Annotated in this window: 21 protein-coding genes; 10 read left to right on the forward strand and 11 right to left on the reverse strand. The window is 43.4% G+C overall.

Features of this window, described 5'->3' with window-relative positions; genetic code table 11:
* Window positions 1-68 precede the first annotated feature (68 nt).
* On the forward strand, window positions 69-1724 hold the full coding sequence (locus MSG34_RS18760) for an ABC-ATPase domain-containing protein (protein ID WP_017060076.1): 1656 nt from the start codon (window positions 69-71) through the stop codon (window positions 1722-1724).
* 376 nt (window positions 1725-2100) lie between these two features.
* Window positions 2101-3999: a penicillin-binding protein 2 gene (gene mrdA / locus MSG34_RS18765; protein WP_248339001.1), complete on the forward strand. Its 1899-nt coding sequence runs from the start codon at window positions 2101-2103 to the stop codon at window positions 3997-3999.
* Window positions 4000-4124: 125 nt separating this feature from the next.
* Here the strand turns inward: mrdA and MSG34_RS18770 are convergent, their stop codons facing one another.
* Window positions 4125-4745, reverse strand: a complete 621-nt coding sequence (locus MSG34_RS18770; RefSeq protein WP_048612688.1) for a DNA-J related domain-containing protein — start codon at window positions 4743-4745, stop codon at window positions 4125-4127.
* A gap of 309 nt (window positions 4746-5054) precedes the next feature.
* Window positions 5055-5894, reverse strand: coding sequence for a 2OG-Fe(II) oxygenase family protein (locus MSG34_RS18775; protein ID WP_004730947.1), 840 nt, complete (start codon window positions 5892-5894; stop codon window positions 5055-5057).
* A 201-nt stretch (window positions 5895-6095) separates the two neighbouring features.
* Here MSG34_RS18775 and MSG34_RS18780 point away from each other — a divergent pair, with 201 nt between their 5' ends.
* Window positions 6096-6704, forward strand: coding sequence for a DUF2238 domain-containing protein (locus MSG34_RS18780; RefSeq protein WP_017069655.1), 609 nt, complete (start codon window positions 6096-6098; stop codon window positions 6702-6704).
* A 123-nt stretch (window positions 6705-6827) separates the two neighbouring features.
* Here the strand turns inward: MSG34_RS18780 and MSG34_RS18785 are convergent, their stop codons facing one another.
* From MSG34_RS18785 to MSG34_RS18805, 5 genes are all read right to left on the reverse strand, one after another.
* A complete protein-coding gene (locus tag MSG34_RS18785) occupies window positions 6828-7079 on the reverse strand; it encodes a hypothetical protein (RefSeq protein ID WP_017060071.1) in 252 nt (83 codons plus the stop codon).
* 21 nt (window positions 7080-7100) lie between these two features.
* Window positions 7101-8006: a DMT family transporter gene (locus MSG34_RS18790; protein WP_248339002.1), complete on the reverse strand. Its 906-nt coding sequence runs from the start codon at window positions 8004-8006 to the stop codon at window positions 7101-7103.
* 49 nt (window positions 8007-8055) lie between these two features.
* Window positions 8056-9747: an SgrR family transcriptional regulator gene (locus MSG34_RS18795; RefSeq protein WP_086774328.1), complete on the reverse strand. Its 1692-nt coding sequence runs from the start codon at window positions 9745-9747 to the stop codon at window positions 8056-8058.
* Window positions 9748-9901: 154 nt separating this feature from the next.
* Entirely contained in the window at window positions 9902-10135 is a 234-nt protein-coding gene (locus MSG34_RS18800; RefSeq protein ID WP_248339004.1) for a DUF3389 domain-containing protein, read from the reverse strand.
* 95 nt (window positions 10136-10230) lie between these two features.
* Window positions 10231-10656 (reverse strand): hotdog fold thioesterase, encoded by a 426-nt coding sequence (locus MSG34_RS18805; protein WP_004730936.1) that lies wholly within the window; start codon window positions 10654-10656, stop codon window positions 10231-10233.
* 140 nt (window positions 10657-10796) lie between these two features.
* Here MSG34_RS18805 and MSG34_RS18810 point away from each other — a divergent pair, with 140 nt between their 5' ends.
* The gene (locus MSG34_RS18810; RefSeq protein WP_017060066.1) at window positions 10797-11585 is read left to right on the forward strand and encodes a M48 family metallopeptidase; all 789 of its coding nucleotides are present in this window, start codon (window positions 10797-10799) and stop codon (window positions 11583-11585) included.
* 137 nt (window positions 11586-11722) lie between these two features.
* On the opposite strand, the gene MSG34_RS18815 is transcribed toward MSG34_RS18810, so the two are convergent.
* Entirely contained in the window at window positions 11723-12805 is a 1083-nt protein-coding gene (locus MSG34_RS18815; RefSeq protein ID WP_248339006.1) for a site-2 protease family protein, read from the reverse strand.
* A 357-nt stretch (window positions 12806-13162) separates the two neighbouring features.
* Here MSG34_RS18815 and MSG34_RS18820 point away from each other — a divergent pair, with 357 nt between their 5' ends.
* The 3 genes from MSG34_RS18820 (at window position 13163) to MSG34_RS18830 (ending at window position 17632) form a co-directional block, all read left to right on the forward strand.
* Window positions 13163-14410: a porin gene (locus MSG34_RS18820; protein WP_248339008.1), complete on the forward strand. Its 1248-nt coding sequence runs from the start codon at window positions 13163-13165 to the stop codon at window positions 14408-14410.
* A 14-nt stretch (window positions 14411-14424) separates the two neighbouring features.
* Window positions 14425-16845, forward strand: coding sequence for a VolA/Pla-1 family phospholipase (locus MSG34_RS18825; protein ID WP_248339010.1), 2421 nt, complete (start codon window positions 14425-14427; stop codon window positions 16843-16845).
* A 229-nt stretch (window positions 16846-17074) separates the two neighbouring features.
* Window positions 17075-17632: a PhnA domain-containing protein gene (locus MSG34_RS18830; protein ID WP_017060062.1), complete on the forward strand. Its 558-nt coding sequence runs from the start codon at window positions 17075-17077 to the stop codon at window positions 17630-17632.
* Window positions 17633-17704: 72 nt separating this feature from the next.
* Here MSG34_RS18830 and MSG34_RS18835 read toward each other — a convergent pair whose 3' ends face one another.
* Window positions 17705-18619: a LysR family transcriptional regulator gene (locus tag MSG34_RS18835; protein WP_054541099.1), complete on the reverse strand. Its 915-nt coding sequence runs from the start codon at window positions 18617-18619 to the stop codon at window positions 17705-17707.
* A 237-nt stretch (window positions 18620-18856) separates the two neighbouring features.
* On the opposite strand from MSG34_RS18835, the gene MSG34_RS18840 reads away from it, so the two are divergent.
* Genes MSG34_RS18840 through MSG34_RS18850 form a run of 3 tightly spaced genes read left to right on the forward strand, consistent with a single transcriptional unit; the run spans window position 18857 to window position 21309 of the window.
* Window positions 18857-19069 (forward strand): DUF1656 domain-containing protein, encoded by a 213-nt coding sequence (locus MSG34_RS18840; RefSeq protein ID WP_004730923.1) that lies wholly within the window; start codon window positions 18857-18859, stop codon window positions 19067-19069.
* A gap of 10 nt (window positions 19070-19079) precedes the next feature.
* Complete coding sequence (locus tag MSG34_RS18845; protein ID WP_050620771.1) at window positions 19080-19940, forward strand: HlyD family secretion protein; 861 nt, start codon at window positions 19080-19082, stop codon at window positions 19938-19940.
* 13 nt (window positions 19941-19953) lie between these two features.
* On the forward strand, window positions 19954-21309 hold the full coding sequence (locus MSG34_RS18850; protein ID WP_248339012.1) for an FUSC family protein: 1356 nt from the start codon (window positions 19954-19956) through the stop codon (window positions 21307-21309).
* A gap of 127 nt (window positions 21310-21436) precedes the next feature.
* Here the strand turns inward: MSG34_RS18850 and MSG34_RS18855 are convergent, their stop codons facing one another.
* Both MSG34_RS18855 and MSG34_RS18860 read right to left on the reverse strand, forming a co-directional pair.
* Window positions 21437-22726: a DEAD/DEAH box helicase gene (locus tag MSG34_RS18855; protein WP_050644831.1), complete on the reverse strand. Its 1290-nt coding sequence runs from the start codon at window positions 22724-22726 to the stop codon at window positions 21437-21439.
* A gap of 201 nt (window positions 22727-22927) precedes the next feature.
* Window positions 22928-23668 (reverse strand): DUF1223 domain-containing protein, encoded by a 741-nt coding sequence (locus tag MSG34_RS18860; RefSeq protein WP_050644832.1) that lies wholly within the window; start codon window positions 23666-23668, stop codon window positions 22928-22930.
* Window positions 23669-23800 lie beyond the last annotated feature (132 nt).

Consider the following 23800-nt stretch of genomic DNA (forward strand, 5'->3'; position numbering starts at 1 on the left):
AAGGTGGTGATTTTTATAATCGCCGCCTTTCTGTTTTTATCTTTCCCCTTATATAGGCATTCCTCGTTATGGATCAGTTGACTGCAAAGCTTAAAAAGCTCGAAAAACAAAACTACCGTGCATATCAACAAATTAAAGGTCAATACGACTTTGCTGATTTTGAATTACACATCGACCACATCCAAGGTGACCCATACGCGTCAGCTTCTCGTTTTCGTGCAACGCGTGCGTGGTCTTTGACCGGGTTAGATTGGCTGAAAGAAAAATCTTACGAATACCAAGTCGCCGCTCGTGACTTTATCGCACGTAGCTTCTCGGAGTTCGCGAAACAAGAGTCGACCGTGTCTATCGCCCTGACGGGTCAAACCGTATTAGACAACACAGCTGTTGTATTCACAGACCACGGCATCGAAATTCGTTTCCGTATTAATTTACCAGCTGATGGTCGTAGCATTCTTGCTAAGAAAGCGAACAACATCATCACTTTCTACTTACCGAAGTTTATTCGTCGCGCGACGCTTGAGCGTGAGTTAAACATCGATGCAATGATCAAACATTGTGAAACGATTGAAGACCAAGAAGCACTGCGTGCTCAATTGGATGAAAACAACTTAGCGGCGTTCGTTGCAAACGGCAGTGTGTTACCTCGTATCGCGGGTAACTGTGACCTTCCAATGAAAGACGCGGTACCTTTCGCGGCTCCAGAATCATTGAGTGTTACTTTAAATACTCCAAACCAAGGTGACGTGACTGGCTTAGGCATTCCAAAAGGCATTACGCTGATCGTTGGTGGTGGTTTCCATGGTAAATCGACACTGTTGAACGCCGTTGAACGTTCTATCTACAACCATATTCCTGGTGACGGTCGCGAAGGTATTGTAACTGCGATTGATACGATGAAGATCCGTGCTGAAGATGGTCGATGTGTGCACAGCTTGAACCTGTCAAACTACATCAACCATTTACCAATGCAGAAAGACACGTCTGATTTCAGCACACAAGATGCGTCAGGCTCTACGTCTCAAGCGGCTTGGTTACAAGAATCGATTGAAGCCGGCGTTCAAACTCTACTTATCGATGAAGATACTTCAGCGACTAACTTCATGATTCGTGATGAGCGTATGCAAGCGCTGGTGTCAAAAGGCGATGAGCCAATCACGCCACTTGTCGACCGCATTGGTCAACTTCGTGAAGAGATGGACATCTCTACCATTGTTGTAATGGGCGGTTCTGGTGATTACCTAGATGTCGCGAACACTGTGATTCAAATGCACGACTACCAAGCGGTAGATGTGACTGAAAAAGCAAAAGACGTGATTGCTCAGCACCCTACCCAGCGTACTAACGAATGTGAAACTGCTTTAGAAACGTTTGTACCACGTTCATTGAACCGTGCTTCACTCATGAACATTCTGACTGACGGTAAGTTCCGTGTTAACGCGAAGGGTAAAGAGTCACTGCGTTTTGGTAAGGAATTCGCAGACCTTTCTGCGCTTGAGCAGTTAGAATCACCGTCTGAAGTGAACGCGATCGGTTGGGCTTGGTTCCAATTCGCACAAACTCCAGGTTGGTCAAACAACCCTGCGAAAGAGTTCAACGCTATTTTAGAAAACGAATGGCACGCTAACATGCCTAACTACGGTGACTTGGCGAAACCAAGAACATTGGATGTGATGGCTGCTCTGAACCGTATGCGTAAATCTCAGTTCAAGCCTTCGAACTGATTTCGTTAAATATCGGAATTATTGTGCTTGTAGGCTTTTGAAGTTTTAATCTTCTAATTTACAAAAGCTTCTAAGCCACTAAGTAAGCAAATTAACCTTCTACGGCTCTCATTCTGAGGGCCGTAAATTTATCTAACCTCTTTTGACCTAACCTCTAGTGTCGTCAAAACTCTTGAACTTTAGAAATTCATAAAACCAATCTTTACATCAATTACTTATCATCTTGTGCAATAAGAAAACTATAGGCGCTGTTTAGTGCCATCTAATACTGTCGATCCCAAAAATCATGACATAGCTTTTACAAAACCCTAGTGATATTCAGATAAAGTCCCGATTCGACAGGTGTAACCAAATGTAACAAAACCTTGAGGCTTCAATGAATCATAAACGCGTTAAGATGCGTGACCATAAAATCGAAGTGAACCTATTCAAAAACCGCGTAATCGTCGCGTTTTGTGGGATCTTGATGTTCACTCTTGTCTTAGTCGGTAATCTATACCGACTTCAAGTTGATAACTTTAAAAGCTATCAAACTCGTGCCGATGGCAACAGAATCAAAGTATTACCTATCGCCCCTACTCGTGGACTTATTTACGACCGTAACGGCGTGTTGCTTGCAGAGAACAAGCTTGTCTTTGATCTGACCATGATTCCAGAGCAAACCGATGATGTCGATGCAATGCTCGCCAAGCTCGACAAATATGTCCCCCGTGATGCTGAGCAGATCGCGCGTTTCAAAAAACGCTATCACAACACCCGCCGTTTTAAATCTGTAACTATTCTAGAGAACTTAACGGAAGAAGAGATTGCTAAGTTCTCCGTGCATCAGTATCAGTTCCCCGGCTTATCTATCGATACCAGCTTAAAGCGTTTCTACCCGAACGGTGAAGTACTTACCCATGTTCTTGGTTACGTGGCGCACATCAATGATAGCGATCTCAGAAAGCTTGAAGAACAAGGGATAGAAGCGAATTATCAAGCGACAACAATCATAGGTAAGCTCGGCGTTGAACGTTATTACGAAGATATCTTGCACGGCACCAAAGGTTATCAAGAAGTCGAAGTAAACAGCCGTGGGCGAATAGTCCGAACCATTGAGTACGTGCCGCCTGTAGCTGGCAAAGATATCGTGTTAAATATTGACCTAGAGCTGCAAAAATACGTCTTTGAGCAACTTGATCACCGAACTGGAAGCGCGGTTATTCTCGATCCGAAAGACAACAGCGTGTTGGCGATGGCATCAAGCCCGAGTTACGACCCTAACCTATTTGTCGACGGCATTTCGAGTAAGAACTATCAACGCTTATTGAATGATCCTGCTCACCCGTTGGTAAATCGCACCACTCTAGGCGTTTATCCTCCTGCTTCAACCGTTAAACCATTTATGGCTGTGGCAGGACTGCAAGAACATGTCATCTCTGAAGATACGATTCGTAACGACCACGGTGTTTGGAGAATTCCTGGCTCTAAACGAAACTCTAAATCGTGGCGAGACTGGAAACGTTGGGGGCACGGACCTGTCGATGTCACTCAAGCCATTGAAGAGTCAGTGGATTCATTCTTCTATCAAACTGCTTTTGATTTGGGTATTGACCGAATTTCAAGTTGGATGAACCGATTCGGGTTTGGTGAACCGACAGGCATCGATATCTATGAAGAAAGTACCGCCAACATGCCGACTCGAGAATGGAAGATGATGCGTTATCGCACCCCTTGGTATCAGGGTGATACAGTTCCGATTGGTATTGGCCAAGGTTATTGGACATCGACACCGATGCAACTTGCTAAAGCAACATCAGTATTGGTTAATCATGGTAAGGTGATGCCACCTCATATCTTAAGAGCCACGTTAGATCACGGTGAAGATTTCAGTACGCAACAACTTGTCGAGCCTGAGCCAATGCCTTCAATCACCGAAGTACCGGATAGAATTTGGGATGTGCCAATCAACGCGATGCGACTCGTAAACCACGGCAGTCGAGGCAGCGGCAGACGTGCATTTAAGGGAACGGAATACACGAGCGGCGGAAAATCAGGAACTGCACAAGTGTTTGATCTTGCGAAAGATCAGGTCTACAACTCGAAGAAACTCGCTAGGCATTTACTTGACCACGCGCTTTACACGGCTTTCGCACCGTATGAGCACCCTGAATATGTCGCAACTGTGGTTATTGAACACGGTAACGGCGGTTCAAAAGTCGGTGCACCTTATATCCGTAAAGTACTCGATTATGCGTTTGAACATAAAAGTGGCGAGAACAAGGATCACTCTTAGCACCAATAACTTAAGTCACTACAACACATAGCGTAATGACGACAAAGCCCCACTTGTGTCACTCACAATGTGGGGCTTTCTGTTTTAGGGTTCTACTCAACTAGGCCGCTAAAAATGCCTGTCGATTATGAGCTTCTTAATACATGCCATGCTTCACAGAGCGTCTGGAATTTTGCGGTGTTGCCCTCGTCTCTGTCTGGATGCCATCTCAATGCCAGTTGTCGCCAACGTTTTCTAATTTCATGGTGTGTCGCGTCTAAAGGTAACTCAAACAGGTTCAATGCTCGACTTCGATCCATATCGAGTTCATCACCACCCACAAACTTTCTGTACCGAGTCCAAAATTCGTTCAACAGCCTTTTGACTTCGCCTTCGTCCGCTTCATAGTTCACCCAATTAATGTAGTACTCTCGAAGTGGGTCTTGATGATCGATGCTGTGACTGCTTCCGTGATAACGACCATTCATCAATTCGATGTCCATCGCTTGGACTTGTAGCCAACCATCAGGGTGTAAGGTTTCTTGAAGCTGATAAAGCGCATTCATGATAAGGAAGTTCTTCTTAAACAACTCTTTCTCAGGCACTGCATCTAACACTGGCACAAACCCAAGGTCGTTCAGATGAGCTGCCAATGTGTGTACTTTCCATCCGCTTGGCTTTTGCTTAAGCACTTCCATTATCGGCCAAAGCAATGGGTTTTCCATATGGCAATGAAAGTTGGCTCTCACATCTTGATGATTCGACATAGTTGACTCAGTTAGCTTTTCTTAATTGATGGATTGTTCGACTTGTGGATACTATAAGTAACCTGTTTCTCATCCGTTGCGTATCTTCTTTAATTGAAAGCGATTTTCTAAGATTTGTCGAGCTTGAGGACAAACAACTTGCTAACGCTTGGCTTAAAAACACCTTTCATCGTCAAAACTGAGTACCATTTCGTTGAATACAACCGTTAGTAATAAAGCCGCTCTTTTTTGGTCCGGATACTAAAAAGGTCAGCGATTTAGCTGACCTTTCACATCTACCCCAGTTTTAGGGACGAAGCATTTAACTAACTAGATAACGCCAAGCTCTCTTAGACGTTCCATTAGGTATTCGTTTGCTGTGTACTTTTCAGATAGCACTACTTCTGGTTTCGGGTGAAGGAATAGAGGCAAAGAGATACGAGACTTCTCTTGGCGTTCACCTGATGGGTTGATTACACGGTGAGTTGTCGATGGGAAGTAACCACCTGATGCTTCTTGAAGCATGTCACCGATGTTGATGATCATGTTACCGAAGTCACATGGAACATCTAACCACTCGTCATTTTGAGCTTTAACTTGAAGGCCCGGTTCGTTTGCAGCAGGAAGAACTGTCAGCAAGTTGATGTCTTCGTGTGCCGCAGCGCGGATTGCACCTGGCTCTTCATCACCTTGCATTGGTGGGTAGTGAAGAACACGAAGCAGAGTCTGTTCACTGCCGTTGATCATTTCTGACAACGCAATAGAGAATTTCTCTTGTACTTCTTTAGGAGCATGAGCTTCAACCCAACCTAGCAGCTCTTGAGCAAAAGCATTCGCACGTTGGTAGTAATCTAGAATCTGTTCTTTCAGCTGCTCAGGGATTTGGCCCCAAGGGTATACGTGAAAGTACTCTTTGATGTCTTTTACAGTGTGGCCCTTAGCAACTTCAGACACTGAAGGTGGAAAATATCCATCTTGTGTTTCAACATTAAAGTGGAAGTTCTCTTTTTCTTCAGAGATGAAGAATTGGTACCAGTTTTCGTAAATTGACTCAACAAGCTCTTTCGGGATTGGGTGGTTCTTAAGAACACCAAAACCAGTTTCACGTAGAGAGCGAACAAATTGTTCTGCTGCGTCGTCAGCAAGGTAATCGACAGTTTCCAGTTTCATGACTTTCTTTCTTGTTATGTAGTAATAGAGCGATTTTAAGGATCGCTTTGTTGTAAATCAAACTTTTGTGAAACTCTAGCAACCGTTTGTCTAGATACTGGGCGATAACGCTACTTTTCAACAAATCTGGTGATTAAAGCCCAATTGAACGCTGTTCATTATTGTGTAACACTATTAAAAACTTCGACGAGAGATCTTGATATGACAATCACGCCACTTGCTCAAAATCGACCATTACTGTCATTGACGACGCTGTATCTGATTGTGTTTCTATTTTCAGCGTTTGCTCCCTCTTCAAGAGCGGTATGGATTGCCGAAATTGTCCCAGCGCTTGCGATATTGGTCGGTATCTGGTGGTTATCAACCAAGCTCACCTTCACTAAGACAGCCTACGTTTTGATGTTTATCTGGCTGATTTTGCATACGATAGGCGCAAAATATACCTTCGCGGAAGTGCCATTTGATTGGTTCAATAACATGATAGGTTCAGAACGGAATAACTTTGACCGTGTCGCGCATTTCTCTATTGGCCTTTATGCTTACCCACTCGCTGAGTACTTGATTCGTAAAAAACTGGCTCAACCGGTGCTTGCATGTTTCTTTGCCTTATTTGCGATCATGAGTGTGGCTGCAGGTTATGAAATTATCGAATGGTGGTATGCGGAGATTGCAGGTGGTGATGAAGGTATCGCGTTCCTTGGCTCACAAGGTGATATTTGGGATGCACAGAAAGATATGCTGTGTGATACCACAGGCGCAATTGTCTCGCTATTACTTCTTAAGCTTCAAGGGCGTGTCAGAGCTTACTGAGCTCAATTTCTTTACTCTGAGTATCAAAAGCAACGTTGAAATGCCACACACAAACTGTGCTGTGGCATTTTTTTTCAACATTATTTGCTCGTTTATAATGACTGGTGCTTTCATCGTGACGGGTTATTTCATCGTTACCTTGCCACCAACAAACTTGTAGGCTGGTGTACCTCGAACCAAGGTGTCTCGCGCAAATTCAATCCCGCATTCAGGGCATACACATGGCTTTGTCGTGAAATCTTCAACGATACGCTCCTTAAAACATTTCACGAGTGCACCTTTACCACCTTTCCGATACTTAAAAAGCTGCGTTTTACATTTGGCACAGAAAATCTGAACCGTCTTGGTCGGTTGTTTCTTGTTTGGTTTAGCCATAGAAGTTAATGATTGAACTCTTTATTTCTTAAGTTTAGCGGCGACAAGAACCAAGCTTATCCCAAGAAGTATAACGGTTGATGAGACAATAAATTGCATGGTGACAGGTTCAGATAAAAGTAATACACCACCAAGTGTCGCGATAACTGGAACAGAAAGCTGTGCAATAGACGCGACCACGGTATTCAGTTTTTTCACTACGTAATACCACAAACTATAACCCACACCAGAAGCCACAGAGCCCGATATAACCGCGTAAATCAAACCTTGTTCAGTGATAGACACTCTCGTTAACGCATTAGGTATAAAAACTAATAAGCTCAATGCCACAAGGATAACTAGCGAACTGAATCCAAAGTTAGCGGTCGTCGATTGTAGTGCGTTTGACGATTTCTTTCCTGCCAATGTGTAAATGCCCCACCCAATTCCGGCCAGAGACATCAAGATGATAGAAACTAAGTCGGGTGCCTGTGCCGATTCCGTTGGCATTAACAAGTAAACAAGCCCTGCCACAGATAACAAACATCCGCACCACTCAATGAGTGACATTCGGTTTCCAGAAAACAAGTGCGCGGCAATCATCGTGAATTGCACTGCGACAAACAACACCAGCGCACCAAGACCTGCGCCAAGCTCTAAGTAAGCAAACGAAAAGCCAAACATATACACGAGCAGTGACAATATTGATGTTAATTGAAACTGTGATTTGAGCTTTGTGTATAGCGATGTGTTGTTTGCTAACTCACTTTTAGCTTTAGATTGGGAAGATAAAGCGAATAAAATCAGAAGCGTAAGCGCACCAGATAAGATGCGCACGATCGAAAAGCTCAAAGGATCAATCGTTTGATCCATTAAGGCCCAGCGACACAAAACTGAATTAGCAGCAAATGCCACCAGCGTAATAAATGTAACCATCAGAGTTTGCATCGTTTTTTCCTAAATGAGTTGTTTGGTCCTAATTGAGTTTTGTTGGATTTCAATCAACGTCAGGCTTCACCCAAACTTGGCTAAAGTCGAACCAACCTAATGCATTACATTTCGCGTTTTGCAACGTACCACATTGATCTTTATTAACGCCTAACCAGCAATGGAACATTGGAATTAATTGATTGCTTTGGACCAGTTGTTTACCTAACTGTCGTGCTGGGAATTGCTCGAATTCTCCCGAACGCCAACGGTCAATCATGTGACACCATTGGTCGAAGTCTTCTGCCGGGCTAGATTCATCAAGAAAACTGTAGTCCATTAGCCAACCGGCTAAAGCGTCGTCTCTGTTATTGGCGATACCCATAGGGTTAATCCAAACATCAACATCATCGGCGTGCGGAGGATCGGTTTCGTAACCGTAAAGATCAACATCGACGTTGTATTGCTTCAGCACCGTGACAATAGCCTTAGCAAGCGTTGGAAACATTGGATGTTGGCATTGATACGCCAATCTTATGGTTGGTTTGGTATTTGCTGGTGGACAAACTGGCACCTTCAATTTTATGTCATACCAACCAGGTTTTATGCCATAAGCGTGCAGTACGCCCAAATCGATAACGGTCTCTTTTGGAATATGAACAAACAGATCCGCCGCATTCAACGCGTTAGATAAAAACTGTGCCCATGCAGGATCTTGTGCAATACCTTTCTTTCTATTGAGCAGTAAATACGTGCAGCCAGGATCGAGTTCTACTTCATCGCTATCGCCACGGTCGGCCATTACAGGTTTAGAGAGACTTGGGTAAACCATTGAAGAATAAGCCTCATCCACCACCCAAACTTCAACGCGATCAATTAACGGTCTGAAACCAAAGTACCCATTGAAAGCGGTTAACACGAGTTGTTTCTCGTCGTTCTTTTCAATGCGATAAGGTCCCGTTCCAATCGGTCGAATATCGTAATCTTCACCACGTAACGTGATCGGTAAAGTGACTTTGGCGACCGACTCCGTTAGCGCGAGCGGAAAATACTTGTCTGGGCGTGTGAGAAAGACATCTACAACACAATTTGCAGGTGAAGAGACATCTTTGATATGAGAAAACATGTTGAGAGGTTCGAGCGCAAGCAGTGTATCCACAACATGATTGGTTAACAGAGGCTCCCCGTTATGAAAGCGAACACCGGGTCTCAAGAAGAATCGCCATTGGTAATCGCTGATTTTTTGCCATGAATGAGCCAGATCGGGTTGGAGCTGGTCATTCTCATCTAGACGAGTCAACCCACTGAATACCTGACAAGCGATATGTTGCTCTGAACGACGCATCGATTTGGTTGGGTTAAGCATTGAAAGCGGTCGGTAATAAGGCAAACGAATAACTTGTTCGCCTTCTTGATACTGTACACCCAAGTAGTTTTGAATAACTTGGGTGAGTTTGGCAGCATTGTGATCAAGCACTGACAGCGCCTGTCCAATTTTTCCTTCCTGCAAGTAGCGTCTTGCTAGGTTCTCGCTGACATCACAACGATTCTGTTTAAAGATAAGTTGAGATAACTTCCCTCGACCAGCTGCTGGTAACCACTCTACCCACCCTTCTTCTTCAAGCTTGTTGAGTACCATTCGGGCATTACGACGGGTACAACAAAGCACATCCGTGATGTCGTCGAGTTGAACATCAGAATCTTTACCATCGAAGTATTCAAACAGGGTTTCAAATTGAACGCGAAGTCTTGGGCTGCTCATAAAGAGGAAAACTTATTCAAAGGACATTGAATTCAGTTTCCCTATTTTATGGCGTAAAATCAATATTACTGACACGATTTTATTGTGAATTATTGAGTACGACATCCTAAGATGTTATTCAATCTAAAGGGTTAAGTGCTTTTACCGTAAAGGATTACGTTACATCGCAGCCAATTTCATTGGCGATTTCACGAAGCTGCTGTTCATCGTCTAATTTTATCGACCATTTACACTCAGAACCGTTAGCGGAAATGACATTTGCCCCTTTTCCGATCAATTGAATTGCATCAACTTGAGCTTGCAAAGTGACTCTATGCTCACCATCTAAACGAACAACCAATTCATGTGCGGTTGCGATGACTTTTCCACTTTTAAACGTTATGACCATGGGCTTCTCGGGTTACTTCTTTAAATACTGATTGCTTGTTCTAAGTACTGATTACTTCTTCTAAAGACAAAACCAGCGTACGACTGCCTACTCTGTTATCGCTTATGTTTCTTCACGGCAATGGTTAAGCGGCTGGTACAAACTAAGCGTTGACGCTCATCAGTGATATTGATCTGCCATACTTGAGTAGAGACGCCCAAGTGAATAGGCTCAGCAGTACCGATGACGTGCCCTTCGCGCATTGACCTTACGTGGTTCGCATTGATATCGAGCCCAACGCAATAATAGCCTTCTGGTACGCAGAAGTTTGCTGCCAATGAGCCAAGCGTTTCTGCTAGCACAACTGATGCTCCGCCATGAAGCATACCCAGTGGTTGGTGCGTAAAGTGACAAACCGGCATGGTTGCCACCAAAGAGTTGTCATTTACTTCGGTGTAAACAATGTTGAGGTGTTCAATTAAGGTATTTTTTGAGGTCGCGTTGAAGGTATCTAGGTCAACGGGCTTTTTCCAAATACTCATGTGGGTTCCTTAATTATTGATCTTGTTATCGCGTGCATAGCTTTTTTCTATATTACTGGCTGTTAGTTATCTTACAGCCCTTAGTTATTACGCAAGTTGATGTTAACATGCATAAAAACCGAATACACAGAGGATATTGTATGACGTCATGGATGAAGTTTGCCTCGCTTCTCACACTTGCAGGCCTAACCGCGTGTAGCGCTTCTCCGACAGGTAGAAACCAATTGCTGCTTTTTTCAGATAAAGACATGTCTCAGCTTGGAGCACAATCTTTTGAACAAATGAAAAAAGAACAACCCATCAGCAAAGATGCCAAAACTAACGCTTATGTCCAGTGCGTAGCGAACAGCATCACTCAATATATTCCTAAACAAGGTTTTAGTGAATGGGAAGTTGTTGTGTTTGATAGTGACCAAGTTAATGCATTCGCCCTACCTGGCGGAAAAATCGGTGTATACACAGGGTTACTTAAGGTTGCAGTCAATCAAGACCAACTCGCAACGGTTATTGGTCACGAAGTGGCACACGTTCTAGCGGACCACAGTAATGAGCGCCTGTCTCAGTCTCAAATCGCTAATACTGGCTTATCTATTACTAACGTCGCGTTAGGCGCATCTGAGTACAAACAGTATCAAGGTATGACGATGGCCGCGTTAGGATTAGGCGTTCAATATGGCGTTATTCTGCCGTATGGGCGAACTCAAGAGTCTGAAGCCGATGTTGTTGGTTTAGAGTATATGGCTCAAGCAGGGTTCGATCCAAACCAAAGTGTCAACTTGTGGCAAAACATGGCGAAAGCTTCAGGCGGTAATCAACCGCCAGAATTGCTTTCTACGCACCCTTCCCACAGTACGCGTATTAAAGATCTACAAGCAACGATAAAAACGCTTCCTCAATCAGGGTCACCAAGACCAAATTGCAAAGCGTAATCTAAGTAAGAATCGCCTAGCTGGTGTAAATACAAAAATGCCCTATCCATATTGGTTAGGGCATTTTTAGTTTCTTGCTTGCTAACAGTTCAAGTGCACTAAGCTGCTGGATAATTCCAACAACAGAAACTCACTGGTTAAGTACCAAGAATTTGTAATGGTAGGCTTAATAGCTGGTCACCGGTCGATGCAAAATACCAGATAACACCAATCAAACTGCTCACTAAACCTACATACCAAACGAACGACACGACTTGACCGTATTTGTCTAACGGTAACAAGTGACTGTGATGACGTCCTTTCCATTCGAACAGTATTTCAACACTGCCCATAATCAATAAGAAACCAAACAGGGTCAAATTCAATTGATAACTCAATACCACGCCAGCAACGGCAGCCGCGACACAAAGTACAATGCCAAGCACACTGTTCATCGAGAAGCTGATACTTTTAAGAACATGTCCGCCATCGAGAGGCAAAATCGGCAATAGGTTGAACAGGTTTAATAGAGCATTAAATACCGCAAGGCCGGCAAAGAACATTTCGCCCGTCGCCCAATACAGCACCATAAATACTAATGACAATATCAGGCCGAACAATGGCCCCATGATTGAGATAACCACATCTTGCCAACGCGTATTAATCTTTTCATCGGATAACGCCAAGCCACCAAGAAATGGTATCAAATAGATCCCTTTGGTCTTCATGCCAAAGTATTTCATCGCTCTAATATGACCGTACTCATGGAACATCAAACAAGCAATCAATGCGAGTGCAAACTGAATTGAAAACAACCATGAATAGGCCGCTAAACTCGCAGAAGCAAGTACGACCTTGATTAGCTTGGCGCTTTTTAGCGCTTTCATACCAAGCGACACCAACCCAATTAAGCTAAAACGCTTCTCTGGTTTAGGAGCGACAACAGGTGTTTGTTGTTCGATATCTTTGGTGTTTCGATTGCCTTCGGTAATGGTTTGGCCATTGACTAATGCTTTATACGTCATCTCAAACGGTTGCCACTGAACGGTCGACTCAACGTGACACTGCAACGTTTCTTCGCCAGCGCGTAGTGTAAATTCGTGTTTTCGTGCGTCTTCTTGGTCTGTGGTCGCATCTAATTGAGATACCAAAGTGTTATCCCAATACAATTGTTGCCACCCTGCCATTGACCCCTCTAAACGAAGCGGTTTACCAAGAAACTCTATCGCGAGTAATTCCAAACTTTAATTCCAATTTAATGACTTCTAACGAGTGTCGATATTATGCCGATTTAGCGATCGGCGGTAAACATAAACAAAGTTGTTACATATTGAGCAATTGAACACTATTTGTACCAATAGCTGACAGAAACATTCTGGTCACACCTCCAACCACGAATAAACTATTGATTGTAATTATATTATTGATGTTAAAGTGCCGCCCCTAAAAAATATAACCTCACAAAATAACAACTATTTCTTTGACTTTATATAAAACATGAATTTAACATGCTGTTTACATTAGAGCTTCAACACCAACAATGCTCAGTGTGTTTTCAAACAATAATAATGAAATTCGATGCCCTAGGAGGGTCAAGGATGAAAACAATACAACGCTCTCTCGTTTCGCTTTCTGTGATATTTGCGTGCAATTCACTTGCGGCTGGCTTCCAAGTTGCTGAGCATTCTGCCTCAGGTCTTGGTCGCGCATTCTCAGGTGAAGGCGCTGTAGCCGATAACGCGAGTGTACTAGCGAGAAACCCCGCCGCAATGACCCTATTTGATACAGCCCAATTTTCAGGCGCGGTTTCTATCGTTGATCCAGAGGTTAACGTTTACGACGTTGACACTAACGAGCATTCAAAAGATGTTGCTCCATTGCAAGTCGTGCCTGCCGCATATTACATCAGCCCAATCAACGAAAAATGGGCTTGGGGTATCGGTATGTTCACCAATTATGGTGTTGCTACGGATTATCCTGATGACATCTCGGCAGGTGATATGGCTGGTGACACGTCGCTCCTATCTGTAAATCTAAATCCAAATATTGCGTATCGCGTGAATGAATCATTTAGCGTTGGTGCAGGTTTAAACCTTGTGTATGCGGAAGCTGAACTTACTCGCCATAAAGGCGAGCTCGCTAACTTTGTTGGTGGAAATCCATCTGACAAACTTATAGGCATGACCGGTGAAACATTTGCCTATGGTTGGAATGTTGGCGCGATGTATGAGCTGAACGAAAACAATCGCTTTAGTATCGCTTACCGCTCTTCTGTTGATCTTGATTTCGACGACGGTGAATTTACCAGCTACGACTCAGGTAGAGCAACATCTCCCAAGGTTGATGGTCGTCTTCAAATCGAGCTTCCTTCTATTCTGGAGCTTTCAGCATTTCACCAACTTAACGAACAGTGGGCAATTCACTACGGTTGGCAACAAACTGATTGGAGTACTTTTAAGGAGTTGAAAGCAACAAGTCCAGATTGTACTGACAACGGTGTAGCTGGTCAGTGCTTCTACAAACCTGAAAAATATGAAGACAACAATCGATATTCACTAGGCGCGACGTACCAACTAAACAGTAAGTGGACATTAAGAGCTGGATACGCTTATGACGAACAAGCTGGTGAAGCAACTTTAAGCATTCCTGATAGTGATCGTATGTGGTACAGCGCTGGCTTCACTTATGTTTGGAGCGAAAATATGACTGTCGATGCCGGATTCGCACTTGTTGTAAGTGATGACGGTGAGTTCACTGAGACAAATGGCGCCCAGCAAGAAAGGACTTTCGAAGCAGAAGGTACCGCTTACCTTTCTTCAGTTCAGCTTAACTACACTTTTAACTAAATCAGGATCGTATCATGAAACGTAACTTTAAGATCTCTCTACTATGTTCAGCGATCCTGCTAGCAGGTTGTGGCGACAACACTGAAAGTTCGGGAACAAGTAACCAACAACTTGAAGCCTATCTAGAAACGTCTTTGGCAAGAGCGACAACTCAAAAAATGCTCTTGCAAGGTAGTAATGCATCAGTTCCTTTAAGTAATAACCTACTATTTGACTCTACAGATGGCACGTTAGCGATCCCAACAGGTGGCGACGATAGCATTTCTAACCCAAAAGCAGCATTAAATTATGCCGATGGTTTTTCGACCAGTATGCCAATTTACATCGAGTTTGAAGGCGACGGTTTTGGTGATACTCCTGGAGTTGTTACTTCCGGAGTGACATTGTTGAAGCTTTCTAAAAAGCTAACAGACACATCCACAGCGGCTCAAGTACCAACACCTGTTGCTAGCTCTGAATACACAGTTTACAAAGTAGGCTCAAACCTAGCAATTACACCTAATACTCCTTTTGATGAGAAGTCTGAATATTTGCTTGTTATTACTGATGATGTTACAGATGTAAATGGTAACCCAGTAGGTACATCGCAAAGCTATGCGGCTCTCAAAACAGCCACTAAAACTTATTCAACCGGTGACTTAGCTAGTGCGCAAACTTTAATTAAAGGTCAAGAAGCTATAGCTGCGGCTGTTGGTGTTGATGCGGAAAAGATTGTGTATTCAGCTTGGTTTACTACAACTTCTGTTGGTGATGTTCTTGCCTCTACTGCATCGTTGATTGGTGGAATGATTGATGCTGGAGCCCCACTTTCGACTTATTGGAATGGCAGCGCAAACCCAAATAATGTCGATCTGACAAACGCTTACAATCTTAGTTTAGATACGTCATCAACAACACCGTTTGCTACAGCAATCGCTGCAGATGCTGACTTTAAAAAATATCTTGCCGATGACGATGCAACAGAAAATGCCACTTTGATTGGAGGCATAAATCTCCTTTACTCTAACGCTGGTATCAGCACTACGTCGGTAAACGTGACTAAAGGTACTGTTCAACTCCCATATTTCTTGGAAACCGATCCAACTAAGTTCTCTACAACGCCATTTGCATCAGCATTGGACAGTTTAGCGGTTATCAAAAGCGCACTAACGGATAGCTCTACAAGTTCTTTCGTTGGTGGAGAGTTGGTTAAATTAGGATTAGATCCAACAAACCTTAGCGCAGCTGATGTCACGACTTTAATGGGAAAAACACTCACAAAGGACGCAAGTGGAACAGCTCTAGATAGTGATCGCATCGTCACTCAGTATTCACCAATACCACAAATTAAATCACTTGAAGCTGTTGATGTGCTTTTGTTTACCCCCACAACTGGCACGCCTTCAGGTATAGTCATTTATCAGCACGGTATTACCACTGTAAAAGAAAACGCGTATGCATTCGCTGCTAATTTAACAGCCGAGGGTCTTGCAGTAATAGCCATTGATCACCCTATTCATGGCTCGCGTTCACTTGCCGGAGGTGCTATATCAACTAACGATAATGCTCTGTACTACTTGAATCTAAGTGCTTTGCCTGTTGCCCGTGACAATATTCGTCAAAGTGCGCTTGATGTAATAGGTCTTCGTATGGCACTTGAAAAAGTGGGTAATGACTTTACTGGTACACCATTAGCCGGAGTTGATGTAAAAGACACAACCGTTAAGTTTATGGGCCACTCATTGGGCGGCATTACCGGATTTACTTCTGTTGCTACATCAGAAATTGCTGGCACACATAAATTTAGCTCGGCGGTATATGCTAATTCAGGTGGACACATTGCTGAATTGTTGTTCGCATCGGAAACCTTTGGCCCCGAAATTAAACACAATCTAGCTAAACAGTTAAATGCAACGTATCGGGATTCAGTGGCTTCAGCTTGTACTACGGACGACATTGAAGATGGCGATTGCTATACCGCTTTTGCTAAGGAAAATCCAACTAGCGCCGCAGCAATTGAAACTGAATTAGTTGCATTTAAAGTCGCCGCTCAAACCCTTATTGACACGGTCGATCCACATTCACTAGCAAATACTGAGGACCTGTCATCATTTAGTTCTAGCTATCCAACGTTGTTGATCCAGTCGCAAAATGATGAAACGGTACCAAACAATGGCAATGATGATAATGGTGCACCGTTATCATATACGGCTTCATTTGTTGGCTCTGAAGGGTTAGATTCGACGTTAGGATTGACTGACTCAACAAAAGCTAGCACTTCAACTGGAAACCGAGTGTTTGTTCAGTATAACGAAACGGCTAAGCACTCTACGATCATCGGTCCGCAAGCAGACCTTTCTGATGCCACTCATACCCTATCAATGAGAGCTCAAGTAGCTGATTTCTTAGAATCGGATAGCCTTGATGCAGCAGCACCGGATGCTTTATTGGAATAACTAAGACTTAAGCTTTTTCACTAAACCAAATGCCAGCCTAACCGCTGGCATTTTTGTTCCTGTGACTAGCTAACCTTCCCTAGTTAAACGTTTGCATAAAACTTTAAAACACAAATGGTTGATCTCAGCTAAAATTAATCAAGACAGAATACCGTACGACCTCTTTCTTTATTGTAAATAAAGTGGATAATAGCCCCGTAATTTAATACCTAATAAATGTGAGTCCATTATGTCTTCTGAAGCTACTATGCTAGAACGCTGCCAATCTAAATGTGAACTATGTGGTTCTGATTCTTCTCTTACTGCATACGCAGTGCCGCCACACAGCCACGTAACAGTGGATCACGGCATCATGGTATGTGACAAATGTCTTGGTGAGATTGACGATCCTAAAGATATCAACCACTGGCGTTGTCTGACTGACAGCATGTGGAGCCAAGAAGCGCCAGTTCAAGTAACAGCATGGCGTCAACTTACTCGTCTGAACACAGAAAGCTGGGCTCAAGACGCGCTAGACATGATGTACCTTGAAGAAGAAACGTCAGTTTGGGCACAAATCGGTATGTCTGCTGATGACAAGCCTCTTGATGTGAACGGCGTTGAACTTAAGAAAGGTGACGACGTAACAGTAATCAAAGACCTGCCAATCAAAGGTACTAACCAAGTGATTAAGCAAGGTACTGTTATCCGTGGTATCAGCGTTGGTGACGATCCTAAGCTTGTTTCTGGTAAAACAAACGGCGGTCAATCAATGTACGTAATCGCTGAGTTCTGCCGTAAGAAGTAATTCTTCTTTTCGCTGAACAAAATCTAAAAAGGCGCTAATGAATAATTAGCGCCTTTTTAATATCTCAAATTTTCACGACTTAAAACTATCAATAAGTTGCTCACGGTACTCTTTAATGACCGACACCAAAGAGCCTTTGATACCACTGACTTGTTTCGAGTGCGGACACCACAACGCGAATCCAAATTTGAATCCTTCCACCATTTGCGCAGAGTGAATGGGCTCTATTGAATGTTTTGAAAATTCAGAGTCGGTAAAAAAGGCTTTGGGAAGAAGTGCCCATCCAAAACCCTCTTCAAGCATTTTGATCATTAACGAAAGCTGATCGATCTCTTCATAGTCAGAGCTCACGATAATCTTTTCAGACATACCTTCGTCAATCAGAGACTTCAATACGAACTGTTTAGAGTTCCTAAGTGCTACTAATACTTCGTCTTTATCAATATGTGAGAGCGCTCCACCTTTCTGTCCGAATGGATAGAACTCAAAATGCCCAAGGAAAGTAGAATCAAAACTGTGCATCGCTCGGCTATTGTGAGCATTCACAAGTCCAAAGTGATATTCCCCACTTTGTATTCCTTGTTTAATTTCGTTCTTATTCCTAACCAGAAAGTTCACTCGCATCATTGGGAAATCGTGCTTAAGTCGTTTTCGTATATCGACCAAAACACGTTGTGGAACGAAACTAGAATACGCGATTGTTATTTTCTCTAACCCACCATAAGAGAGGCTCAACGCCACTTTGTCAAAAGTACGAGCTTGCTCAATCGTCTGTTTTGCGTAGTGATAAAGGAGGTGCCCGTCCTCCGTTGGTTCAACAGAGCGCCCGACCCTTTCAAAAAGATTCACCGCAAGGTGATCTTCCAAGTTTGTAATCACCTGACCCACGGTCGTTCTGTGCTTGTTAAGCTTTACTGCCGCCTTGCTAAATGACCGCTGTTCATAGACGGTCACAAACGCGAGAAGTTGTTCAATACTAAAGTTCATTTTGATGTACTTACTTTCTTGGTCATGCATACGAGATAGAAAAACATCTACTGCATCAGAATAATAATGATAAAAAGACAGCGCAAAAGTGACTACTGATTTGTATCTTTGCTGCCTATCCTTCCTAGTATATACCTAAACCAGTCTGTATTTGATGGATCTGATCCTCTATATACGATTATTAACATCACCGCATTTCCTTTATCGTTATCTTCTTAAAACGATAGAGACAGACCCATGAACACAATGCCACATGAACTCGTGTGGGGTGAGATCTACTTCCCTCCTTTGCTATTGGTTATCGCTTTAGCCTATGTATTGACGATATTGACTGGCTCAATCGCGACAAAACTTGGGCTACATAAATATGTCGCTTTTCCTGCAATTGCCGAATTAAGCTTGATCGTAATTTTCGTCGGCGTTATCGGTCAATTCATTACCATCTTCTGAGGCATTCACCTTGATTAAACGTTATCTCATCACGCTACTACTGGTCGTTGCCGCAAGCTCTGTGGTTTATAGCTATTACCAATCTTATTCGAGTAACCCCTGGACTAGAGATGGTCAGGTCAGCGCTTACATTGTTTCAATTACTCCCCGAGTTACAGGGCAAGTAACTAAAGTCCATATTGAGGACAACTCACAGGTGGCGAAAGGCGACTTGCTGTTTGAGATCGACCCAAGCATTTATCAAGCGGCCTACAATAAAGCGTTGGCGACACAGAAACAGGCTCGCGCGCTCTTAGCAAAAGCTAAAAACGAAGAGCAACGTGCGTTGAACTTAGAAAAGAGAACGCCCGGCGCTATGCCAGTGCTGACATTGAATAACCTGAATAACGCGGTTGAGACAAATGCAGCGAACGTTGCACTAGCAAAAGCCAACGTTGAAGAAGCGCATTTAAATCTTGAATACACCAAAGTGTACGCGCCAACCAACGGTTACATTACGAACTTAAATCTACGAGAAGGCTCTCAAGTCGTCGCTAATACACCGGTAGTTGCGCTGATCGATGAAGACAGTTTCTGGATCGAAGGCTATTTCAAAGAAACTGATCTGGTGAATGTTGGCCCTAACGACAAAGCGCTTGTCACTCTTATGATGCACAACAATATTCAATTGGAAGGCCATATCAAAAGCATTGGCTTTGGTATTGCAACACAAGACGGCAGCACAGGTAATGACCTTCTTCCTAACGTGAACCCAAACTTTCAATGGATTCGTCTTGCTCAACGTATACCAGTCAAAGTAGAGCTTGATAACGTGCCTGAAGACTTACAACTTCGTGTTGGTATGACAGCTTCACTCAAAATAATCAAATAGTTGGATAGCTTTTATGTTCAGTGCATCAACCAAAGAAGCCATTAAAGCGGCTCTCGCTATTGTTATCTCTATCTGTGTTGCGTTGTGGTTTCAATGGGAGAAACCTTATTGGGCGGCAATTGCGGTTGCGGTCATGACACTGAACGAGAGCTTTGCTCATTCAATAAACAAAGGTCACAACCGATTAATGGGCACTTTGTTAGGGACGGGTTATGCCTTTTTCTTGATTGCGATGTTTTCGCAAGACCGTTTTCTATTTTTGATGTTTTTCACCTTATTTCTCGGTACATGCATCTTCATGTCGAGTGATGAGAAATACGGTTATGTCTTTTCTATAGGCTTTGCAGTTTGCTCCATCATCTCTTGTATGGGCGGATTCGATAACCAAATTACATTCTATTTTGCAGTGCTTCGAATACAAGAAACTCTATTAGGTGTTATCACCTTCTCGATTGTTTATCGTCTGATCTGGCCTGTAAACACTGAGCAGAACTTTGTACAACGATTTGAAACAAGCAAAGAAACGCTGATAACAGCAATGAGCGATACCAACAACCTTGATATAGAAGCCTTAGAGTCCAATACCGCTAATATTGAAAAGCTCTATCAACTGTTGGATTTGCCGCTCGCTGGCAGTTATCACCTAAAAGAAAATATTCACGCATGGCGTTTACGAATCAACGAAATGGCGCATATTCAAGAGCGTCTACTTGAGATCGCCTCGGGTGAACTGACTCAAGCTATTGATTGGGTCGCTCTCACCAAAAAAATGGAAAAACTGGAGTTAATGGCGCCAAACACATCACTAATTGATGATGTGCCATTTGTGATGAGTGAGAAGAAAAACGTCTCTTGGCACCATGAGCACCGTACGTTTGTTCAACACCTTAATGAAGATGGGAGAAAAATTTTACAAGGTGTCTCGATGTTCGTCACGTCGTTATTGGTTTGGATATACCTGCCTGTACCGGGTGGTTTTATTTTTCCGATGATTGCTGGCATATTTTCTTCAATGCTTCCTACTATGCCGCCAAGTGTTATTAAGGATGCATTTTTTGGTGTCATTGGAACGGGCACGGTTATCTTGCTGCAATATATCTTTATCATGCCGATGATGACTGAATTGTGGCAATTGGCGTTGTTCTATTTCATCAACAGCATAGTGATATGGAAAGTGTTTGCGACACCTAAACTTATGGTGCATCGAATACTTGGTATAAACCTGCTGGTCGTACTGACATCTGGCGCGCTTAATCTAACACCGGTTTATCAGATTCAAACACCATTGCTAATGTTAACCACACTGCTCATCATTTTGATGATAGGAAAATTATTCACAGACCTATTTAGAGTCAAAAGTATCGCTTAGTCTCGTTACGCGGATTCGCTTAACTTGGGATAAGAAAAACAAAAAAGGCGCAATTAAGCGCCTTTTGAATGTCTATTACTTACTGATTCATATAGCTAGCTGACTCATATAGCTTACTGACTCAAGATCAGTTGTTGTTTAGCCACACGTCTTGGTTTTGTGGAGCTTTCTTCTTCTTTTTCTTCTTGCCTGTACCAGCCGGTGGCGCAACAGGTTTTAGTGCAGCGATAAGTTCAGCTGTCGCTTCTTCATCCACTTCAAAGCCTTCTATTTGCTCACGCTCAAGACGAATCTTGTTCTTCTTCTCGATGATTTTGAAGTGGTGGTAATCTTCGTGATCGATCAGAGATAGTGCAAGACCAACCTCACCTGCACGACCACTTCGGCCGATACGGTGCATGTAGTCTGACGGGCTACGCGGTAAGTCAAAGTTGATTACCACTGGAAGCTTCTCAATATCCAGACCACGTGCCGCAATGTCTGTCGCGATAAGAACGTCAATCTCGCCAGATTTAAAATCTTCAAGAATACGAGTACGTGAACCTTGTCCTTTATCGCCGTGGAATACTTCAGCGATGATGCCGCGCTTGTAAAGCTTGTCTGCTAGGTGCTCACAGCTGTTCTTCGCATTAACGAAGATCAGAGCTTGGCGCCATTCGTGTTGTTGAATTAAGTGTGCGAGTAACGCTGTTTTGCGACCTTTTTCTACTTCAAATACACGTTGAACCAGTGTGCTCGCATTGGCACTTTGAAGTTGAACTTCAATTGGATCATTCAGTAGTTCGTGAGTCAGCGTTTTAACTTGCTCAGGGAAAGTTGCAGAGAACAACAAGGTTTGTTTCTTGCTCGGCAAGAGCTTCAAGATTGCATCAAGTTCTTCGGTAAAACCTAGGCTTAGCATTCGGTCAGCTTCATCAAGCACTAACGTTTTTACTTTGTCTAGCTTGATAGCGTTGCTTGAAATAAGGTCAAGCAGACGACCCGGTGTTGCGACTAAAATATCAGTGCCGCCACGTAGCGCCTGCATCTGAGTGTTTACCGATACACCACCAAACACACAAACCGTTTTAATCGCGCCATTGAAATGCACAGCGTAAGACTTAACGCTGTCAGCCACCTGCTTAGCAAGTTCACGAGTAGGAACCAAGATAAGGCCAGAAACGAAGTTACCTTTGCCTGAACGACGGTCTAAAGGTGCATCTTCATGAATCTTTTGTAACAGTGGAAGTGCAAATGCTGCGGTTTTACCTGAACCGGTATTTGCGCCTGCAATTAAATCGCGTCCTGCTAACACACTTGGAATAACTTGCGCTTGGATAGGCGTTGGCTGTTGGTATTCAAGCTCAGATAAACGAGCCATCAAAGGTGAGATTAAGCCAAGATCAGAGAAGTTGGTTGGTGTTGTGGTGTTAGTCATTAATTGCAGGAACTCAAAGCTAAAATAATAGCGCGCTATATTAACGTATTTCAGCAGTATTACGTAACTAAATCGCCCTTTCGCTTCTATTTCACTGATTAATACCCGTCAGAAACCAAGTTATCGATGTGAGAACCTCGATACTCACCGTACCAACTTCGTCTAAGAGTATTCCAGCTACACAGTTGTCGTGGGTTGCAGTTAGTTCAGCCACCCTGCTACCGTTTGTTCCGGTGCATACGAATTCGGCTCGGTTAACCAAACGGCTACTGCGTCTGGTGTAGCGACGAGTGGCTCAAAATTGATATTAAATTGCCATTCAGACTCACCACGTTGATAACCATCGTAAACCACAACAAAATCGTGCTCAAGTTTCTTCCCTCTGTTCTCGCCCGCCTTAACACTGGTGACTTCGTTCATCGCCAGTAAAGCTATATGAGCAACATAATCCCCTTTGCCTTCATAACTTACGCTGAACGTATCGCCTTTATGGTTGACCGTTAGCTTGGGGTTATTTTGTTGTTTAAGCGAAGGCAACGTTCTGTCTAACCAGTTAAAGTAACCGCGCCACTCTTTTCCATCGACAACAAAGCCCGGCGTGTAAACCCCACTTGTTAAGCCGTAAGCTTTATAAAGTCGTTGCTTCTGACTGAACGCCTTACTCGCGAACTTGTCGCCCCAACCTAGGTAATCCCAATAATCGACGTGATAGGCAAGCGGAATGATTTGTGTCCAAAGTTTGGGATGGTCTTCAAAAGTACTTAGGTAAGCATCAGCAGGTGGACAACTTGAACAACCTTCAGAGGTGAAGAGCTCGATAACCTGTGCGGGCTGGCCTTGATTACTCCAGGTTTGTGCAAGCGACACTGAGGAATAGAAGCCGATCGGTAAGGCAAATAAACAAAATTTGATCAATGATGAATTGCGTTTGGCGTGTGACATACCGAGATCCTTGTACAAAGCGAATTGAATGACGCTCAAATACAGACCGTGATGCCTAGGTTTTTCTTTCAGGTGCTTAATTTGCGAAGAGATAGAGTTTATTTCAGATACAAAAACGCCAGCTTTAGAAGC

It is taken from the genome of Vibrio sp. 1CM2L, from assembly GCF_023161695.1.
Classification (GTDB): domain Bacteria; phylum Pseudomonadota; class Gammaproteobacteria; order Enterobacterales; family Vibrionaceae; genus Vibrio; species Vibrio coralliirubri.